Origin of the sequence: Pseudomonas sp. TMP9 (assembly GCF_037943105.1) — a bacterium.
In the GTDB taxonomy this organism is placed as follows: Bacteria; Pseudomonadota; Gammaproteobacteria; order Pseudomonadales; family Pseudomonadaceae; genus Aquipseudomonas.
Genome location: NZ_CP149803.1, coordinates 1,834,253 through 1,850,921 on the forward strand (window position 1 = coordinate 1,834,253; position 16,669 = coordinate 1,850,921).

Annotated in this window: 18 protein-coding genes and 4 tRNA genes; 8 read left to right on the forward strand and 14 right to left on the reverse strand. The window is 55.3% G+C overall.

What is annotated here, in order from left to right; translation table 11 throughout:
• Nucleotides 1-3: 3 nt before the first annotated feature.
• The gene (locus tag WF513_RS08660; protein ID WP_339083293.1) at nt 4-1,266 is read left to right on the forward strand and encodes a zonular occludens toxin domain-containing protein; all 1,263 of its coding nucleotides are present in this window, start codon (nt 4-6) and stop codon (nt 1,264-1,266) included.
• Between the two features lie 197 nt (nt 1,267-1,463).
• Here WF513_RS08660 and WF513_RS08665 read toward each other — a convergent pair whose 3' ends face one another.
• Both WF513_RS08665 and gorA read right to left on the reverse strand, forming a co-directional pair.
• Nucleotides 1,464-2,087 (reverse strand): trimeric intracellular cation channel family protein, encoded by a 624-nt coding sequence (locus tag WF513_RS08665; RefSeq protein ID WP_339083295.1) that lies wholly within the window; start codon nt 2,085-2,087, stop codon nt 1,464-1,466.
• A gap of 7 nt (nt 2,088-2,094) precedes the next feature.
• Nucleotides 2,095-3,453: a glutathione-disulfide reductase gene (gene gorA / locus WF513_RS08670; protein WP_339083297.1), complete on the reverse strand. Its 1,359-nt coding sequence runs from the start codon at nt 3,451-3,453 to the stop codon at nt 2,095-2,097.
• An 83-nt stretch (nt 3,454-3,536) separates the two neighbouring features.
• Here gorA and WF513_RS08675 point away from each other — a divergent pair, with 83 nt between their 5' ends.
• Nucleotides 3,537-3,959 carry a VOC family protein gene (locus WF513_RS08675; protein WP_339083299.1) on the forward strand — a complete coding sequence of 141 codons (423 nt, stop codon included), beginning with the start codon at nt 3,537-3,539 and terminating at the stop codon, nt 3,957-3,959.
• Nucleotides 3,960-4,010: 51 nt separating this feature from the next.
• Here WF513_RS08675 and galU read toward each other — a convergent pair whose 3' ends face one another.
• The 8 genes from galU to WF513_RS08715 all read right to left on the reverse strand — a co-directional run bounded on the left by galU (nt 4,011) and on the right by WF513_RS08715 (nt 8,752).
• Nucleotides 4,011-4,850 carry a UTP--glucose-1-phosphate uridylyltransferase GalU gene (gene galU / locus WF513_RS08680; RefSeq protein WP_339083301.1) on the reverse strand — a complete coding sequence of 280 codons (840 nt, stop codon included), beginning with the start codon at nt 4,848-4,850 and terminating at the stop codon, nt 4,011-4,013.
• A gap of 147 nt (nt 4,851-4,997) precedes the next feature.
• Nucleotides 4,998-5,084: transfer RNA gene (locus WF513_RS08685), tRNA-Leu, on the reverse strand.
• Between the two features lie 111 nt (nt 5,085-5,195).
• Nucleotides 5,196-5,269 (reverse strand) — tRNA-Cys (locus tag WF513_RS08690).
• Between the two features lie 39 nt (nt 5,270-5,308).
• Nucleotides 5,309-5,384 (reverse strand) — tRNA-Gly (locus WF513_RS08695).
• A 67-nt stretch (nt 5,385-5,451) separates the two neighbouring features.
• The gene (gene pgsA / locus WF513_RS08700) at nt 5,452-6,012 is read right to left on the reverse strand and encodes a CDP-diacylglycerol--glycerol-3-phosphate 3-phosphatidyltransferase (protein WP_339083303.1); all 561 of its coding nucleotides are present in this window, start codon (nt 6,010-6,012) and stop codon (nt 5,452-5,454) included.
• Nucleotides 6,013-6,045: 33 nt separating this feature from the next.
• Nucleotides 6,046-7,863, reverse strand: a complete 1,818-nt coding sequence (gene uvrC / locus WF513_RS08705; protein ID WP_339083494.1) for an excinuclease ABC subunit UvrC — start codon at nt 7,861-7,863, stop codon at nt 6,046-6,048.
• Nucleotides 7,864-7,873: 10 nt separating this feature from the next.
• Nucleotides 7,874-8,518, reverse strand: a complete 645-nt coding sequence (gene uvrY, locus WF513_RS08710) for a UvrY/SirA/GacA family response regulator transcription factor (RefSeq protein WP_339083305.1) — start codon at nt 8,516-8,518, stop codon at nt 7,874-7,876.
• A 144-nt stretch (nt 8,519-8,662) separates the two neighbouring features.
• A tRNA-Ser gene (locus WF513_RS08715) sits at nt 8,663-8,752 on the reverse strand.
• Nucleotides 8,753-8,883: 131 nt separating this feature from the next.
• Between WF513_RS08715 and WF513_RS08720 the strand changes: the two genes are divergently transcribed.
• From WF513_RS08720 to WF513_RS08745, 6 genes are all read left to right on the forward strand, one after another.
• Nucleotides 8,884-9,552 (forward strand): Bax inhibitor-1/YccA family protein, encoded by a 669-nt coding sequence (locus tag WF513_RS08720; protein WP_339083307.1) that lies wholly within the window; start codon nt 8,884-8,886, stop codon nt 9,550-9,552.
• A gap of 180 nt (nt 9,553-9,732) precedes the next feature.
• Entirely contained in the window at nt 9,733-10,125 is a 393-nt protein-coding gene (gene tusD / locus WF513_RS08725; protein ID WP_339083309.1) for a sulfurtransferase complex subunit TusD, read from the forward strand.
• A gap of 1 nt (nt 10,126) precedes the next feature.
• Nucleotides 10,127-10,486: a sulfurtransferase complex subunit TusC gene (tusC, locus tag WF513_RS08730; RefSeq protein WP_339083311.1), complete on the forward strand. Its 360-nt coding sequence runs from the start codon at nt 10,127-10,129 to the stop codon at nt 10,484-10,486.
• Entirely contained in the window at nt 10,486-10,785 is a 300-nt protein-coding gene (tusB, locus tag WF513_RS08735) for a sulfurtransferase complex subunit TusB (RefSeq protein ID WP_339083313.1), read from the forward strand. The genes tusC and tusB overlap by 1 nt, the downstream gene beginning before the upstream one ends.
• Nucleotides 10,782-11,117 (forward strand): TusE/DsrC/DsvC family sulfur relay protein, encoded by a 336-nt coding sequence (locus WF513_RS08740; RefSeq protein ID WP_339083315.1) that lies wholly within the window; start codon nt 10,782-10,784, stop codon nt 11,115-11,117. The genes tusB and WF513_RS08740 overlap by 4 nt, the downstream gene beginning before the upstream one ends.
• A complete protein-coding gene (locus WF513_RS08745; RefSeq protein WP_339083317.1) occupies nt 11,114-12,109 on the forward strand; it encodes a glycosyl transferase family protein in 996 nt (331 codons plus the stop codon). The genes WF513_RS08740 and WF513_RS08745 overlap by 4 nt, the downstream gene beginning before the upstream one ends.
• Here the strand turns inward: WF513_RS08745 and cysG are convergent.
• The 4 genes from cysG to WF513_RS08765 all read right to left on the reverse strand — a co-directional run bounded on the left by cysG (nt 12,094) and on the right by WF513_RS08765 (nt 16,658).
• The gene (cysG, locus tag WF513_RS08750; RefSeq protein ID WP_339083319.1) at nt 12,094-13,488 is read right to left on the reverse strand and encodes a siroheme synthase CysG; all 1,395 of its coding nucleotides are present in this window, start codon (nt 13,486-13,488) and stop codon (nt 12,094-12,096) included. The two genes, WF513_RS08745 and cysG, sit on opposite strands and share 16 nt — an antisense overlap.
• A 73-nt stretch (nt 13,489-13,561) precedes the next feature.
• The gene (gene serS / locus WF513_RS08755; RefSeq protein WP_339083321.1) at nt 13,562-14,842 is read right to left on the reverse strand and encodes a serine--tRNA ligase; all 1,281 of its coding nucleotides are present in this window, start codon (nt 14,840-14,842) and stop codon (nt 13,562-13,564) included.
• 119 nt (nt 14,843-14,961) lie between these two features.
• Nucleotides 14,962-15,336, reverse strand: a complete 375-nt coding sequence (gene crcB / locus WF513_RS08760) for a fluoride efflux transporter CrcB (RefSeq protein ID WP_339083323.1) — start codon at nt 15,334-15,336, stop codon at nt 14,962-14,964.
• Nucleotides 15,333-16,658, reverse strand: coding sequence for a replication-associated recombination protein A (locus WF513_RS08765; protein WP_339083325.1), 1,326 nt, complete (start codon nt 16,656-16,658; stop codon nt 15,333-15,335). Before WF513_RS08765 ends, crcB begins: the two co-directional genes overlap by 4 nt.
• Between the last annotated feature and the right edge of the window lie 11 nt (nt 16,659-16,669).

The window sequence follows — 16,669 nt, forward strand, 5'->3', positions numbered from 1 at the left end:
TATATGGCAATTGAGGCTTATGTAGGCTTACCAGGGCACGGCAAAAGTTACGGCGTTGTTGAGCATGTTGTTTTGCCTTCAATCATGGAAGGGCGGCACGTCGTTACCAATATTCCGCTTGAAGTCGACGACATAATTGCTGACTTCGGTTCACCCGGCAGCCAGATTACCCAGCTTCCCGAGGATTGGTTTGAACGTGCAGATTTGGCAGACTTCATCCCTAATGGCTCTGTCTTGATTCTCGATGAACTCTGGCGTCGTTGGCCTTCCGGCCTCAAGGCTAACCAAGCTTCTTTGCCTGACAAGTCTCTGCTTGCTGAGCATCGCCACCGTGTTGATTCTGATGGTCGCTCTATGCGCATTGTCCTTGTGACTCAGGACTTGTCTCAGCTTGCTTCTTGGGTTCGTATTCTGGTTGAACAGACCTACAAAATGACCAAGCTGACTGCCATCGGCTCTGCTAAAAAGTATCGCGTTGATATCTACCTAGGCGCACCCACTGGCCAAAACATCCCTAAAAGTAAGCTCATCCGTCAGACTTTCGGCCAGTACAAAAAGAACATTTATAAGTACTACAGCAGTGCTACACAGTCAGCCACAGGCACTGTTGGCGATGAATCTAAGGCAGACAAGCGCGGTACTATCTGGCGTTCGCCGTTCATTATTTTCAGCATCCTCGGCCCGCTGATCGGTATTCCGCTTGGCCTCTGGTACGTCGTCGGCATTTTTACCGGCGGCTTTGGCATTAGCGAAAAAGCCGAGGAGGGCGCTCTTCCTCAAGCACAGGTTCAGCATCTCGGCCTTACTAATCCGCCCCCACCCGGCCTACAAACCCAGCCACCTACCACCTACTCTGAGCCTTCGCCGCCTCAGATTGTTGATTCCTCAATTTGGCGTGTTTCTGGCCACATCAAGCGCGGAACTGGTGGCACTACCGGTTCTACTTCTTGGCCATCCATTTCCGGATACGGGCAGCCTGAATCCCAAACCATTCCCCAGGCTGACGTGCCTGACTTGGTGATTCTTTATTCCCAGATTTACGGCACGCGCTACGCTTTGGCTAGTGACTGTGAGCTGTTTCCGGATGGCCTAAACTGGCAATGCATAGTCGACGGCACACGCGTTGCACCTTGGACCGGTCGCGGCGATGCAACTCAATGGGCCTCAGACCCACAACGCTTAGCCGGTCGTACTGCTGCTGCAGCGAGCGGAGCGACCGAAAGCAGAAGCACGACTAACATCCTTGTGAACCCTCAGCCCCTCTAAGGCTTCGTATAATGTATATTATGTTAAATAGCGTACGCAGGCTCTTACTGTGACATGGCCTTTTCTCGTACGTCTGCAAACTGGACTATTGCGCTCGCCAGCGCTCGCAATCACGATTAGTTGGCGTACTCACGCAGAAGATAATCGTGCCCTCGGCAGTGATCACCGTCATTACCGGTGATCACGCCACTCAATAATCAATCACGATCCAGCAAGTGAAAACTGGGCAAAGCTATGCGCCAGCGAATGGCCGCTAGACGCGTCAGCAAGACTGTGAGCATCGCGACGCCGGTATCTACCCAGTGTGGTGTGCCCAGTTGGCGCATGCCGATAAATACCAAGGCACCGGCAATACAGGCGGTGGCGTAGATTTCCTTCTGGAAGATCAGCGGGATTTCATTGCAGATCACATCCCGCATCACTCCGCCCGCGACACCGGTCATGACTCCCATGATTATCGCTGTGCTATGCGGCACGTTATGCTGCATGGCGATTTCAGTACCGATTACGGTGAATATCGCCAGGCCAAAAGCATCGGCCAGAAGTAGACCTTTCTCGTGAATTGGCTTGGTCAGGCGCACCCAGATTACGGTACCAACAGCTGCTAATGAGGCGATGACAATATACATATCATTGCGAATCCAGCTGACCGGGTGGTTGTCTAAGATCAGGTCACGCAAGGTGCCGCCGCCCAGTGCGGTGATGATGGCAATAACCAGCACGCCGAACAGGTCCATGGATTTACGCCCCGCCATCAGCGCACCGGTAATGGCAAATACCGCAACGCCAAACAAATCGGCAAGATAAAACAATTGCGTCATGCTGACCTCAGGACGGTATAGGGGTGCGCATGGTGACGAACTCTTCGGCAGCCGTTGGGTGCACGCCAATGGTGTCGTCAAAAATCTGCTTAGTAGCGCCTGCTTTGAGCGCAACCGCCAGGCCCTGTACGATTTCGCCAGCCTCCGGGCCGACCATATGGCAACCGAGTACGCGGTCTGTATCTGTGTCCACCACCAGTTTCATCAGCGTACGCTCCTGGCTTTCGGTCATTGTCAGTTTCATCGGACGGAAACGACTTTCAAAGACGGTGACGTTGTAGCCCTCCTCCTTCGCCTGCTCCTCGCTCAGCCCGACCGTGCCAATATTCGGCAAGCTGAATACCGCTGTCGGGATCATTTGATAGTCGACTGTGCGGTATTGCTCGGGTTTGAACAGGCGTCTGGCCACCGCCATGCCTTCAGCCAACGCCACCGGTGTCAGCTGAACGCGACCAATTACATCACCGATAGCGAGGATGGAGGGCGTGCTGCTCTGGTAATGCTCATCAACCTTGATGTAGCCGCGCTCATCCAGTTCAACATGGGTATTTTCCAAGCCTAAATTGTCCAGCATAGGCCGCCGACCGGTGGCGTAAAAAATACAGTCTGCCTCTATTACGCGCCCATCTTTGAGAGTGGCATGAAGGCTACCGTCAACCTGTTTATCGATCCGCGCAATGTCGCTGTTGAACTGCAGATCAAGACCACGTTTGATTAGCTCTTCCTGTAAGTGCAGGCGCACCGCTTGATCAAAGCCACGCAAGAATAAATCACCTCGATAAAGCAGTGAGGTCTGCGTACCAAGGCCATTGAAGATGGAGGCAAACTCCACAGCAATATAACCACCGCCAATAACTAACACGCGCTTGGGAAGCTGCTCGAGAAAGAACACTTCATTCGAGCCGATAGCATGTTCATGCCCAGGTACTTGAGGAATATGTGGCCAGCCGCCGGTAGCAATCAAGATGTGCTTGGCGCTGTAAAGCTTGCCGCCCAGCTCGACAGTGTTGTCATCAACGATGCGTGCATGGCCTTCAAGCAAGGTCACACCACTATTAACAAGCAGGTTACGGTAGATGTCATTGAGTCGATCGATTTCGCGGTTTTTATTGGTAATCAGAGTTGTCCAGTCGAAGCTGGTTTGCCCAAGCGACCAGCCAAATCCCTGAGCTTGCTCAAAGTCCTCGGCAAAATGGGCACCATAAACCAGCAGCTTTTTAGGTACGCAGCCGACGTTGACGCAGGTGCCACCCAGATAACGGCTTTCGGCAACCGCTACACGTGCGCCATAGCTCGCTGAAAATCGTGCAGCACGCACGCCACCAGAACCAGCACCGATTACAAACAGGTCGAAGTCGTAGGTCATTTTAGTCTCCATAGCAGGCTGCAAGCATACCCCAAGCCGGGCTAGGCTTTGGCTTGAAACTACCCAACAGAGGGAGAACAGTTATGCGCCCTACCCTTACCCATTTGGCGTTACATGTGCCCGATGTAGAAGCATGTGTAGTTTTTTATGAGCAGTTCTGTGCAATGCGGGTGATACACCGACGCGCCGGTAAAGGCTCAACGATTGTCTGGATGGCGGAACCCGATAAAGAGCACAGCTTTATTTTTGTGATCATGCCAGGCGGTCAGGAGCGGCACTTAGCAGCCGATGATTACAGCCATTTCGGCTTTGCCTTAGCGAGCCGTGACGGAGTCGACAGCATGGCTCAGCAGGCACGACGAGCAGGATGTTTGGTCTGGGAGCCTCGGGAGGAGCCCTATCCCGTTGGATATTATTGCGGCGTAAGAGATCCGGCCGGTCATTATATCGAGTTTAGCTATGGCCAGCCGCTAGGGCCCGGCGCCGAGCCTATGCTAACGACCTGAATGCAAACAGCCACCCGAAGGTGGCTGTTAGTTGACGCGCCAAAGGTTCAGTTAAAACGCTTTACCAGTCTTATAAAGGTTTTCAAAACAGAAGTTGGTGGCGTCAATATAGCCTTCTGCGCCGCCGCAATCGAAGCGTTTGCCCTTGAACTTATAGGCGATTACGCAACCGTTCTGGGCCTGCTTCATCAGTGCATCGGTGATCTGAATTTCTCCGCCCTTGCCAGGCTCGGTTTGCTCAATGAGCTCGAAGATGTCCGGCGTAAGAATATAGCGCCCGATAATAGCCAAGTTCGAAGGCGCATCTTCCGGCTTAGGCTTCTCGACCATGCTGTTTACTCGGTAGATGTCATCACGAATCATCTCACCCGAAATCACGCCGTATTTATGAGTCTCTTCGGGTGGCACTTCTTGGATGGCAACGATTGAGCAGCGGAACTGCTTGAACAGCTTAACCATCTGCGTCAACACCGCATCGCCGTCCAAGTTCAGGCACAGGTCATCCGCCAGAACCACGGCGAAAGGCTCATCACCGATCAGCGGACGGCCACAAAGAATAGCGTGGCCCAGGCCCTTCATCTCAACCTGACGGGTGTAGGAAAAGCTGCATTCGTTGATCAGACGGCGAATACCGACCAAATATTTTTCTTTATCCGTATCGCGAATTTGATGTTCGAGTTCGTAGCTGATGTCGAAGTGATCTTCCAATGCGCGCTTACCGCGGCCGGTAATCATGGCAATTTCCGTCAAGCCGGCTTCCAGCGCCTCTTCGACGCCATACTGGATCAACGGTTTGTTCACGATCGGCAGCATTTCCTTGGGCATAGCCTTGGTGGCTGGCAAAAATCGGGTGCCGTAACCGGCTGCAGGGAACAAACATTTCTTGATCATGGGAAACCTTGAGCAATGATTTGGAAAGTGCATGGTAAGTCTATCAGGCTGCACACGGCCCCGTGAACAAATGGCAGGCACAAAAAAACCGGCTAAAAAGCCGGTTTCAAAGGATTACAGGTGCATTTTTGCATCTAAATCTATGTGTGGTGCCCGAAGCCGGAATCGAACCGGCACGGGGTTACCCCCGAGGGATTTTAAGTCCCTTGCGTCTACCGATTTCGCCATTCGGGCGGTAGCGCTGCATTGCAAGACATGGACTATATACAGCCCTTGTGCGCCTCGCAAGGTTTCAACTTATATGAAAAAACCTCGTAAATCAGTGATCTACGAGGCTCTTTTAATTGGAGGCTGAGGTCGGAATCGAACCGGCGTTCACGGATTTGCAATCCGGTGCATAACCACTCTGCTACTCAGCCTTAAAGCGAAACGATCGTATAAAACTGATCGTTGAAATCTGGAGCGGGAAACGAGACTCGAACTCGCGACCCCGACCTTGGCAAGGTCGTGCTCTACCAACTGAGCTATTCCCGCTTGTCGTGTTGACGGCGGCCATTCTATAGCTTCGCAGCTTGCCGTCAACCCTTTGATTCAAAAAAGCTTATTTCTTATCAGAGGTGATCTTCAGGTGTGGCCATGCGGCTAACAGATACTGCGCCATCGACCACAGAGTGAGCACGGCCGCGATTATCAGCAGCACGTAACCTAAGACAACCCAGGCAGTAAATGCTGCCGGATTTGCCAGCAGAATCACCAACGCCACCATTTGTGCGGCAGTTTTCCATTTGGCCAGTTTAGACACGGCTACATGAGCCCGCGCGCCGAGCTCTGCCATCCATTCGCGCAGCGCCGAGACTACAATCTCGCGACCAATAATAATCGCCGCTGGCAACGTCAACCAAAGGTTGGAGTGCTCATCAACCAGCAGGACCAGAGCCACTGCCACCATCAACTTATCCGCGACCGGGTCAAGGAAAGCACCAAATGGCGTGCTTTGCTCCCAGCGGCGTGCCAAGTAACCATCCAACCAATCAGTGGCTGCAGCAACCGAGAACACCGCGCTAGCGGCCCAGTAGCTCCAACTGAAGGGCAGGTAAAACATCATAATAAACACCGGTATCAGCAGGACGCGGAGCACGGTGAGCAGGTTGGGGATATTCATCGACACAACTTGGCGGAAGAAAGAGTCAGCATTCTACTCACTGTGCAGTGCGGCATAAATCAACTCGGCGAGTTTTTTACTGATTGAGGGTGCTTTAGCAATTTCTTCGATACTGGCGCGGGACAACTCTTGCAGCCCACCAAAGTGATTGAGCAACTCACGCCGGCGCTTAGGTCCTACCCCTGCAACCTCCTCAAGCGTTGAGGTGCGGCGTGTTTTACCGCGGCGCGCACGGTGACCAGTGATAGCAAAACGGTGTGACTCATCGCGTATTTGCTGGATCAGGTGCAGGGCCGGAGAATTACCAGGCAAGGTAAACTCATGGGCAGCGTCATTCAGGTATAAAGTTTCCAGACCTGGTTTGCGGGTTGCGCCTTTGGCCACACCGAGCAGAATTAAGTCTGGCACGGCCAGCTCTTCCAGCACCTCGCGGGCCATTGCCAGCTGGCCTTTGCCACCGTCGACCAAGAGAATATCGGGCAGCTTACCTTCGCCGTCTTTGATTTTGCTAAAACGCCGCGTGAGGGCTTGGTACATAGCGGCGTAGTCATCGCCGGGGGTTATACCTTCAATATTGTAGCGGCGGTAATCAGACTTCAGCGGCCCTTCGGGGCCAAATACCACGCAGGAGGCAACGGTCGCTTCACCACTGGAGTGGCTGATGTCGAAGCATTCCAGTCGCTGCGGCACTTCATCCATATCCAGCGCTTGAGCTAAGGCCTCAAATCGCGCGGTTACGTGCTGCCGATTAGCCAAGCGCGCAGCCAGGGCTTGCTCGGCATTGGTCACTGCAAGCTGCTGCCAGCGCGCACGCGTACCACGCACACGGTAGCTGATACTCAGCTCGCGGCCGCGCAGCTCATCAATTGCAGCAATCAGCACGGGGAAGTCTTCGTGCTGAGCATTGACGATCAGCTCGGTGGGCAGGTCGCGTTCTTGGCTGCTCAAATAATACTGCGCGAGGAAGGCCAGCAATACGCCGCTCACATCCTCCTCGATGGCCACTTGCGGGAAGAAGTTCTTGCTGCCCAGCACCCGCCCGCCGCGCACGCTGATTAGATGCACACAGGCACCGCCTGGATTGACCATGACTGCGACCACGTCGACGTCACCGGTGCCGCCCTCCATGCTCTGCTGATCTTGCACTCGGCGTAGCAGCGAAATTTGATCACGCATTGCCGCCGCACGCTCGAAGTCGAGATTGCCAGCCGCAGCTTGCATGCCGGTGGACAGTTCATCAGTCAGGGCATTGCTGCGGCCTTCGAGGAACATCACCGAGTGGCGTACATCGTCGGCGTACTCGGCAGGCTCGACCAATCCAACACAAGGCGCCTTGCAGCGCTTGATCTGATATTGCAGGCAGGGTCGGGTACGATTTTTGTAAAAACTGTCCTCACACTGGCGCACAAAAAAGGTCTTCTGCAACAGGTTAAGGCTTTCGCGAATAGCGCCGGCGCTGGGGTACGGGCCAAAGTAACGGCCCTTCTGCTTTTTTGCGCCGCGGTGGATGCTCAACCGCGGAAAGTCTCCATCGGAAAGAAATACGTAGGGATAAGATTTATCGTCGCGCAACAGAATGTTGTAGGGCGGCCGCCACTCTTTGATCAGCGTCTGCTCAAGCAGCAACGCCTCAGTTTCGTTGGCGGTAATAGTGGTTTCGATCTGCGCAATCTTAGCCACCAAAGCGGCTGTCTTCGGCGCCAAACCATTTTGCCGAAAGTAACTGGCCAGGCGTTTTTTCAGGTGCTTGGCTTTGCCCACATAAAGCAGTTTGGCATCCGCGTCGAACATGCGGTAAACGCCAGGGCGACCGCTGCAGGTGGAGAGAAAGGCGCTTGAATCGAAGATCATGCTGTCACTGTCAGCTGCCGGCATCAATCATGCCGTGGCGAACGGCCAGCAAAGCCAGTTCAACATCGCTGGTGATCGATAGTTTTTCGAAGATGCGATAGCGGTAGGTGTTCACTGTTTTCGGTGACAGGCATAGCTTGTCGGAAATCACCTGAACCTTCTGGCAGCCAGCGATCATCAAAGCGATTTGAATTTCCCGCTCTGAAAGCAAATCAAAAGGTGAGTTGCTGCTTTGCGGCTGAAACGACTTAAGCGCCAATTGCTGAGCGATCTGCGGGCTGATGTACCGCTGGCCACCAAATACCATACGGATTGCTTGGACCATTTCTTCCAGGGCAGCACCCTTGGTCAGGTAGCCCGCAGCGCCGGCTTGCAATAAACGCGTGGGGAATGGGTCTTCTTCACAAGCGGTGACGGCAAGCACTTTAAGATCAGGGTGACTGCGCGTCAGTTTGCGCGTTGCCTCAAGACCCCCGATACCCGGCATCTTGATATCCATCAGCACAACGTCAGGCTTAAGCTCGCGGGCTTTTTTCAGCGACTCTTCGCCAGACTCAGCTTGACCCACGACGTGAAAACCGTCGATGTCAGCCAGCATGCGGGTGATGCCAGTGCGTACGAGGTCATGGTCATCAACAACGAGCACTTTAATCACGCGTCACCCCGTTTCGAATCAGTTGCTAACTGCGACTGGTTGGGTTGCACAGCTGAAGAATTTACTAAAAATCAGCTTGACGCATGGCCGTCAAAAAGCAAGCGCCAATTAAGTTTGGCACTGCCACTGACGGCATAAAGAATATGGCGGAAGCGGTGAGATTCGAACTCACGGAAGAGTCTCCCCTTCGACGGTTTTCAAGACCGTTGCATTCAACCGCTCTGCCACGCTTCCGGCGTTTGCGGGCGGCAATCTTACCCGAACGCAACACGCTGTCAAACACTGCGTATAGGTTCAATGCATCGCTCTGCTATTATCTGTCTGAATTTGGTTACGCAACCATCAGCCACCACAGGAGTGTCGCCATGAACGAACAGAATTATGCACTTGACCACAGTCAGGTCGAGCAGCAAGAAGTCAGCCGCGTGCTGCGCAACACTTACGGCCTGTTAGCCATCACGCTGGCCTTCAGCGGATTAGTGGCTTATATGGCGCAACGCGCCAACGTGCCTTACCCGAACATTTTTGTGGTACTGATCGGTTTTTACGGCCTGTTTTTCCTTACCGCAAAGTTGCGTAATTCGGCTTGGGGCCTGGTTTCAACCCTCGCACTCACCGGCTTCATGGGTTACACGCTAGGCCCAATCCTTAATCGCTACATGGGAATGGCTAATGGAGCTGAGGTCGTCAGCTCCGCATTCGCCATGACGGCGCTGGTGTTCTGCGGCCTGTCCGCTTACGTGTTGACCACTCGTAAAGACATGAGCTTTCTCAGTGGCTTTATCACAGCAGGATTTTTTGTCTTGCTGGGCGCGATGGTTGCTGGCTTCTTCTTCCAGATTAGCGGCCTGCAATTGGCGATCAGCGCAGGGTTTGTTCTGTTCTCGTCGGCCTGCATCCTGTTCCAAACCAGTGCCATCATTCATGGCGGCGAGCGCAACTACATCATGGCCACCATCAGCCTGTATGTATCGATCTACAACCTGTTTATCAGCCTGTTGCAGATTCTAGGCATCATGGGCAGCAGCGACTGATCACACAGCTGTGAAGGCCCGCCCCGGCGGGCTTTTTTACGTCTGCTTATCACGTGAATCACTCATTTCTTGTTCGGCGCAGGGTGTTGATAATCACTGCTGATGTTTTTATCAACCTGCTACGCGCATCTTGATGGCTCAAGCTTTATCATTCTGCAAAATCAGCCCACTAGGCTCGCCATGAAGTTCGCCATCGCCCTGTTCTCCCCTGCTCATGCGCCCTCCTCGCGGCGCGCCTTGCGTTTTGCTCAGGCGGCATTGGCGGGCGGGCATGAAATCGTGCGGTTGTTTTTCTATCAGGAGGGTGTTCACAGCGCCTCGAGTAATGTGGTCTTTGCTCAGGATGAACTAGACATAACCCGTGAGTGGCGTGAATGGGTGCACGCTCAGCAGTTAGATGCCGTGGTGTGTATCGCCGCGGCCTTACGCCGTGGCGTATTGAACGCTGAGGAAGCCCAGCGGTATTCACGCCCAGCCGCCAATTTGGATGCACCTTGGGCGCTTTCCGGGCTCGGCCAACTGCATGAAGCGACGCAATTAGCGGATCGCTTAGTCTGCTTTGGAGGCCCTTAAGATGAGTAAGTCGCTGCTAATCATCAGTCGGCAAGCGCCTTGGGCGGGGCCAAGTGCTCGGGAGGCACTGGATATTGCACTAGCCGGGGGTGCTTTTGATCTGCCCATTGGCATGTTGTTTCTGGATGATGGCGTACTGCAATTGAGCGCCTTGCAGTTGCCCGCTCGCTTGCAGCAAAAAGACCTCAGCGCCAATCTCCAAGCGTTGCCGATGTTTGGCGTAGAAGCGCTCTATGTCTCCCAGCGCAGCTTGGTAGAACGCGGTTTACCTGAGCAGCCCAGTATTATTGCCACACAACCTCTGGACGATGCTGAGATCAGCGCGTTGATTGACCGTTACGACCAGGTGATTACGCTCTAATGGCTACCTTGCACGTGCTCTCTCATTCCCCCTTTACCGACAGCCGCCTGAGCAGTTGCCTGCGTATTCTCGGCGGCCAGGATGCCCTGCTGTTATGCGGCGATGCGGTGTATGCCTTGCAGGCTGGCAGCGCACAATGGCTAGCGCTTGAGCTGATGCCTGAGCGCATTCGGCTGTACGCCTTAGATGAAGACGTTAGGGCCCGTGGGCTTGCGTCGCCACCCCGGCTGACCATGGTCGATTATTCAGGTTTTGTGGCACTCAGCTGTCAATACGACAAAGTGAACACGTGGCTATGAGCCTGCTGGATGTTGAAGGACGCAGCCTCGCGCTGGATAAAGATGGCTATCTGCTCACATTGACGGATTGGTCTGAGGCCACGGCCGGGGTGTTAGCGCAGCGCGAAGGGATTAGCCTAAGCCCCGAGCACTGGGAAATTCTAATTCTGGTGCGCAGCTTTTATGACCAATTTCAGCTGTCACCCGCTAATCGGCCCTTGATCAAATTTATTGCAAGCACACTCGGCCCTGAAAAAGGCAACAGCCTTCACCTCAATCGCCTGTTCAATGGCGCTCCTGCCAAACTCGCCGCCAAGCTGGCGGGCCTGCCTAAGCCGACCAATTGCCTATGAAGCCCATCAATCTCGTCACACCCGCAGAGCATCCATTTGCCCAATTTGTGCGCATCTTAGGTAAAGGTAAGCGCGGCGCACGCAACCTAACCCGCGAGGAAGCTCGCGCAGCGATGGGCATGTTGCTCGATGGTCAAACTGAGGAAAGCCAACTGGGTGCGTTTCTGATGCTGCTGCGGCACAAGGAAGAGAGCGCCGAAGAAATGGCCGGCTTTGCCGAAGCCGTGCGTGCGCGTTTAAAGGCGCCGCCTATCCCGGTGGATCTGGACTGGCCGAGCTATGCCGGTAAAAAACGCCACCTGCCCTGGTTTTTGCTGGCAGCCAAAGCGCTCGCCAATGGCGGTACTCGCATTCTGCTGCACGGCGGTGGTCCGCACACCGCCGGGCGCATGTACAGCGAGCAGCTGCTCGACACCCTGCGTATCCCGTTGTGCCGTAATTGGCAAAGCGTCGAGCACGCGCTGAATCAACAGCAGTTGGCGTTTATCCCGCTGGGCGATTGGATGCCGCAACTGCAGGGCATGATCGACCTGCGCAATATTCTCGGCCTGCGCTCACCGATCCATTCTCTGGCGCGCATCCTCAATCCGCTGGGTGCACGTTGCGGTTTGCAAAGCATCTTCCATCCCGGTTATCAGGCCGTGCACCGTGAGGCCAGCCAATTGCTAGGCGACAGCGCCATAGTAATTAAGGGTGACGGCGGCGAGATCGAGATCAACCCGGACGTTACCAGCCACCTGTACGGTACGGCCAATGGCGTTAATTGGGATGAAGAATGGCCGGCGCTTTCAGCCCTTCGCCACGTCAAGCCGCCGTCCTTGCAAGCCGCTCACCTAGCGGCGTTTTGGCGCGGTGAAGTGGCCGATGAATATGGGCAACTGGCTGTGATTAGCACAGTCGCCTTAGGGTTGCGCGCACTCGGTGAATCGCGTGAAAGCGCCCTGCAGCGAGCCGAGCAGCTTTGGGCTGGGCGTGATCAAAGCCTGGTTTGAGCATCCTCAAACCAGGCCAGTTTCTCACGTAGCTGTACCACTTCACCAACGATCACTAGGGTCGGTGCTCGTACTTCGTGCTGCGCAACTAATTCAGCCAAATTAGCTAGTGTGCCGGTAAACACCCGCTGATTCTGCGTGGTGCCCTGCTGTATCAAGGCGGCAGGTGTCGTCGCTGCTCGGCCATGAGCGATTAACTGCTGGCAAATCATGGGCAGCCCGACCAGGCCCATGTAAAACACTAAAGTCTGAGTCGGCGTCGTCAGCTCGCTCCACGGTAAATCACTGCTACCGTCTTTCAGGTGCCCAGTGACAAAGCGCACAGACTGCGCGTGATCGCGATGCGTCAGTGGAATGCCCGCATAGGCCGCGCAGCCTGAAGCAGCGGTAATACCCGGCACCACTTGGAACGGAATGCCATGGGCCGCCAGCTCTTCGATTTCCTCGCCGCCGCGGCCGAAAATAAACGGATCACCGCCCTTAAGGCGCAGCACGCGCTTGCCTTCTTTAGCCAATGTCACCAAGCGCTGATTGATTTGGTCCTGCGGCAGCGCATGTTCGGCCCGCTGTTTACCCACATAAATGCGCTCAGCATCGCGGCGGCATAACTCAATAATGGCTGGTGCTACCAACCGGTCATAGAGCACCACATCAGCTTGTTGCATCAATCGTAAGGCGCGAAAGGTCAACAAGTCAGGGTCGCCTGGGCCTGCACCCACGAGGTACACCTCACCCAGCGTACGCGGCGCGATACCGGCAATTTTTTCTTCCAAAAGGCGCTGACCTTCCTGCAGTTTGCCGGCAAAAACGCTTTCGGCCACTTGGCCTTGGAACACATCTTCCCAGAACACCCGGCGCCGCTGCACATCCGGGAATAGTCCTTTGACTTGAGCACGGAAGCGCTTGGCCAAACCGGCTAATTGCCCATAGGTTGCGGGTATCCAGGTTTCGATTTTGGCGCGAATCAGGCGTGCCAGCACCGGCGCATCGCCGCCACTGGTGATTGCCACGATCAGCGGTGAGCGATCGACAATAGCCGGAAAAATCACGCTACACAGCTTGGGCGAGTCGACCACATTGACGGGGATAAACAAGGCTTGGGCTTCAACTGAAATTCGCGCGTTCAACGGCTCATCATCGGTGGCGGCAATAATCAGCACCACGCCGTTGAGGTCAGTTGTCTGATAATCGCGCAGCACTATTTCGCCGTTGCCCGCCAAGGCCATTTCACGCAATTCATCACGAATCTCGGGCGCCACAACCCGCAGTCGCGCGCCGGCATCACGCAATAAACGCGACTTACGCACGGCGACTTCGCCGCCCCCAACCACTAATACCAGACGATCCTGCAGGTTGTGGAACAGGGGCAGAAAATCCATGACACACACTCTCGATCGGCTAAACAAAACGGGGCGGCTTTGGCCGCCCCGTCACAGGTAACTGAAATCCGGGTTAACCAATGACTTCAATACCACCCATATAGGGCTTCAATACGTCTGGTACACGGATACTGCCATCGGCTTGCTGGTAGTTTTCCAGCACCGCGACCAAGGTGCGACCCACCGCTAGGCCTGAACCATTGAGGGTGTGCAGCAGCTCTGGCTTGCCGGTTTCAGGGTTGCGGTAGCGCGCTTGCATGCGGCGCGCCTGGAAATCGCCGCAATTGGAGCAGGAAGAAATTTCGCGATATTTATCTTGGCTCGGCACCCACACTTCTAGGTCGTACGTCTTCACTGCACTGAACCCCATGTCGCCAGTGCACAGCGCCAGTTTGCGGTACGGCAGCTCGAGCAGTTGCAGCACACGCTCCGCATTGCCGGTCAGACTTTCCAATGCCTCCATGGACTGGCTAGGCTCGACAATCTGCACCATCTCAACCTTGTCGAACTGATGCTGACGGATCATGCCGCGCGTATCACGGCCCGAGGCACCGGCTTCACTGCGAAAGCACGGGGTGTGCGCCACCAGTTTCAGCGGCAAGTGTTTAGGGTCGAGAATTTCACCGGCGACAATATTGGTCAGCGACACTTCAGCAGTCGGGATCAGGTAAAGGTCGGCTTCGCCCTCGCGGCTGATTTTGAACAGGTCTTCTTCGAACTTCGGCAACTGGCCAGTGCCTTGCAGCGCTGGAGCCTGAACCAGGTAAGGCGTGTAGGCCTCTTCATAGCCGTGCTCGCTCGTGTGCAGGTTGAGCATAAATTGCGCTAAGGCGCGGTGCAGTCGGGCGATAGGGCCGCGCAGCACGGCAAAGCGTGCACCGGACAACTTAGCGGCGGTTTCAAAATCCAGCCAGCCGTGCTGCTCGCCCAAGGCGACATGGTCCTGAATTTTAAAATCAAAGTGGCGCGGCGTGCCCCAGCGCGAGACTTCAACGTTGCCGTCTTCATCAGCACCAACCGGCACCGACTCATGGGGCAGGTTGGGGATATTCAAGAGCAGATTATCGAGTTCGCTCTGGATGGTGTCGAGCTCAGCTTTATCCTGCTCAAGGTCGCTGCCCATCTGATCCACTTCCGCCAGCAGCGGCGCAATGTCTTCACCGCGCTGCTTGGCTTGACCAATGGATTTGGAGCGGCTGTTGCGCTCAGCTTGCAGCTGCTCGGTGCGGGTTTGCAGGGTTTTACGCTGAGCTTCGAGCGCTTCAAAACGCGCAACATCGAGGATAAAGCCACGGGCAGCGAGGCGCTCAGCCACGTCAAGGAGCTGGGTACGGACGAGTTTGGAATCAAGCATGTTCGGGTCTCAACACAACACAAGGGTTTGCATGGCCGTGGCCATGGCGCGCAATGCCGCGCAGTTTAAGGCTTTAACTGGGTCGCGTGCCACATTGCGCGCCATTGACATGGCTGCTGCTAAAGGCGCGCCAGGGCAAAACCGGCCCAAACGGCGAGCACGCCGCCGACCACGCTGCACAGTAGATAGACGAATGCTTCATTGTGACGGCCGCTTTCAAACAGCTTGAGCAACTCCAGGCTGAATGAGGAAAAAGTAGTGAAGCCGCCGAGCAGGCCAATGATCAAACCGCTGCGCAACTCGATGGGCAGATCACTGCGCAGCAGGAATAAGCCTGACAGTAAACCGATCAGCAGGCAGCCAATAATGTTGACGGTAAAGGTGCCCAAATAAAAATGCCGCGGCCACTGCCCGGCGACCCAACTGGCAGTGAGAAAACGCAACACAGAGCCCACCGCTCCGCCGAGGGCGACGGCTAACGCTACACGAATCATGGCTTTCTCCGCTGGCGAGGGCTATTGCGGTCCTGATTTTTCAAATGCTGCAGCTTGTCGCGAATCTTTAGCTCCAAGCCACGCGGCACTGGCTGGTAATACTCGCGTGGTTCAAAGGTGTCGGGGAAGTAATCCTCACCCGCCGCATAAGCCTCAGGCTCATCGTGGGCATAGCGGTATTCGTCGCCATAGCCCAGCTCCTTCATCAATTTGGTCGGGGCGTTGCGCAGATGCAGAGGGACTTCCTGCGAGCCGTGTTCGGCCGCGTCGCGCATAGCGGCGTTGAAGGCGTTGTACACCGCATTACTTTTCGGCGCGCAGGCCAAGTAGACAATTGCCTGAGCCACCGCCAATTCGCCTTCAGGACTGCCCAGGCGCTCCTGCACGTCCCAAGCATTTAGGCACAGGGTTAGGGCGCGAGGGTCAGCATTGCCAATATCTTCGCTGGCCATACGCACCACGCGTCGCGCGATGTACAGCGGGTCACAGCCGCCATCGAGCATGCGTGCAAACCAGTACAGCGCCCCGTCTGGGCTGGAGCCACGTACAGATTTATGCAACGCTGAGATTTGGTCGTAGAACGCTTCACCGCCCTTATCAAAACGCCGGCGGGTGTCGCCAAGTAGATTGAGCAGCAACTCGCTGCCAATCTCGCGGCCGTCTTCGACTAAGTCAGCGGCGTTTTCGAGAAAATTCAGCAAGCGACGGCCGTCGCCATCGGCAGCGGCCTGGAGGATTTTGAAGCTTTCCTCAGGCAAGCTGAGTTGGCGCTCGCCCAGGCCTTTCGGGTCGCTCAGCGCGCGCTCGACCAGCTTGCGCAGCGCGCTTTCGTCGAGACTTTTAAGCACATACACGCGGGCGCGCGAAAGCAAGGCGTTGTTCAGCTCAAACGAGGGGTTTTCTGTGGTGGCGCCGATAAAAATCAGCGTGCCGTCTTCCACGTAGGGCAGAAATGCATCTTGTTGGGACTTGTTGAAACGGTGCACTTCATCGACGAACAGAATGGTCTGGCGGCCATATTGCGCAGCATGCTGTTGGGCAATTTCCACGGCTTGCCGGATTTCTTTAACCCCGGACAGCACAGCAGAAATCGTCTCAAAATGCGCATCAGACACCTGCGCCAAGAGCCGCGCCAAGGTGGTTTTACCAACGCCAGGCGGGCCCCAAAAGATCATTGAGTGCAGCGCACCCTGCTCCAATGCTTCGCGTAACGGCTTGCCGCGAGCCAGCAGGTGCTCTTGGCCGACGTACTCATCCAGGCTGGCCGCACGTAAGCGTGCAGCCAAGGGTTGAGCGACGGGGGCCTTGCGAAATAGATCCATGACGGCGTTTT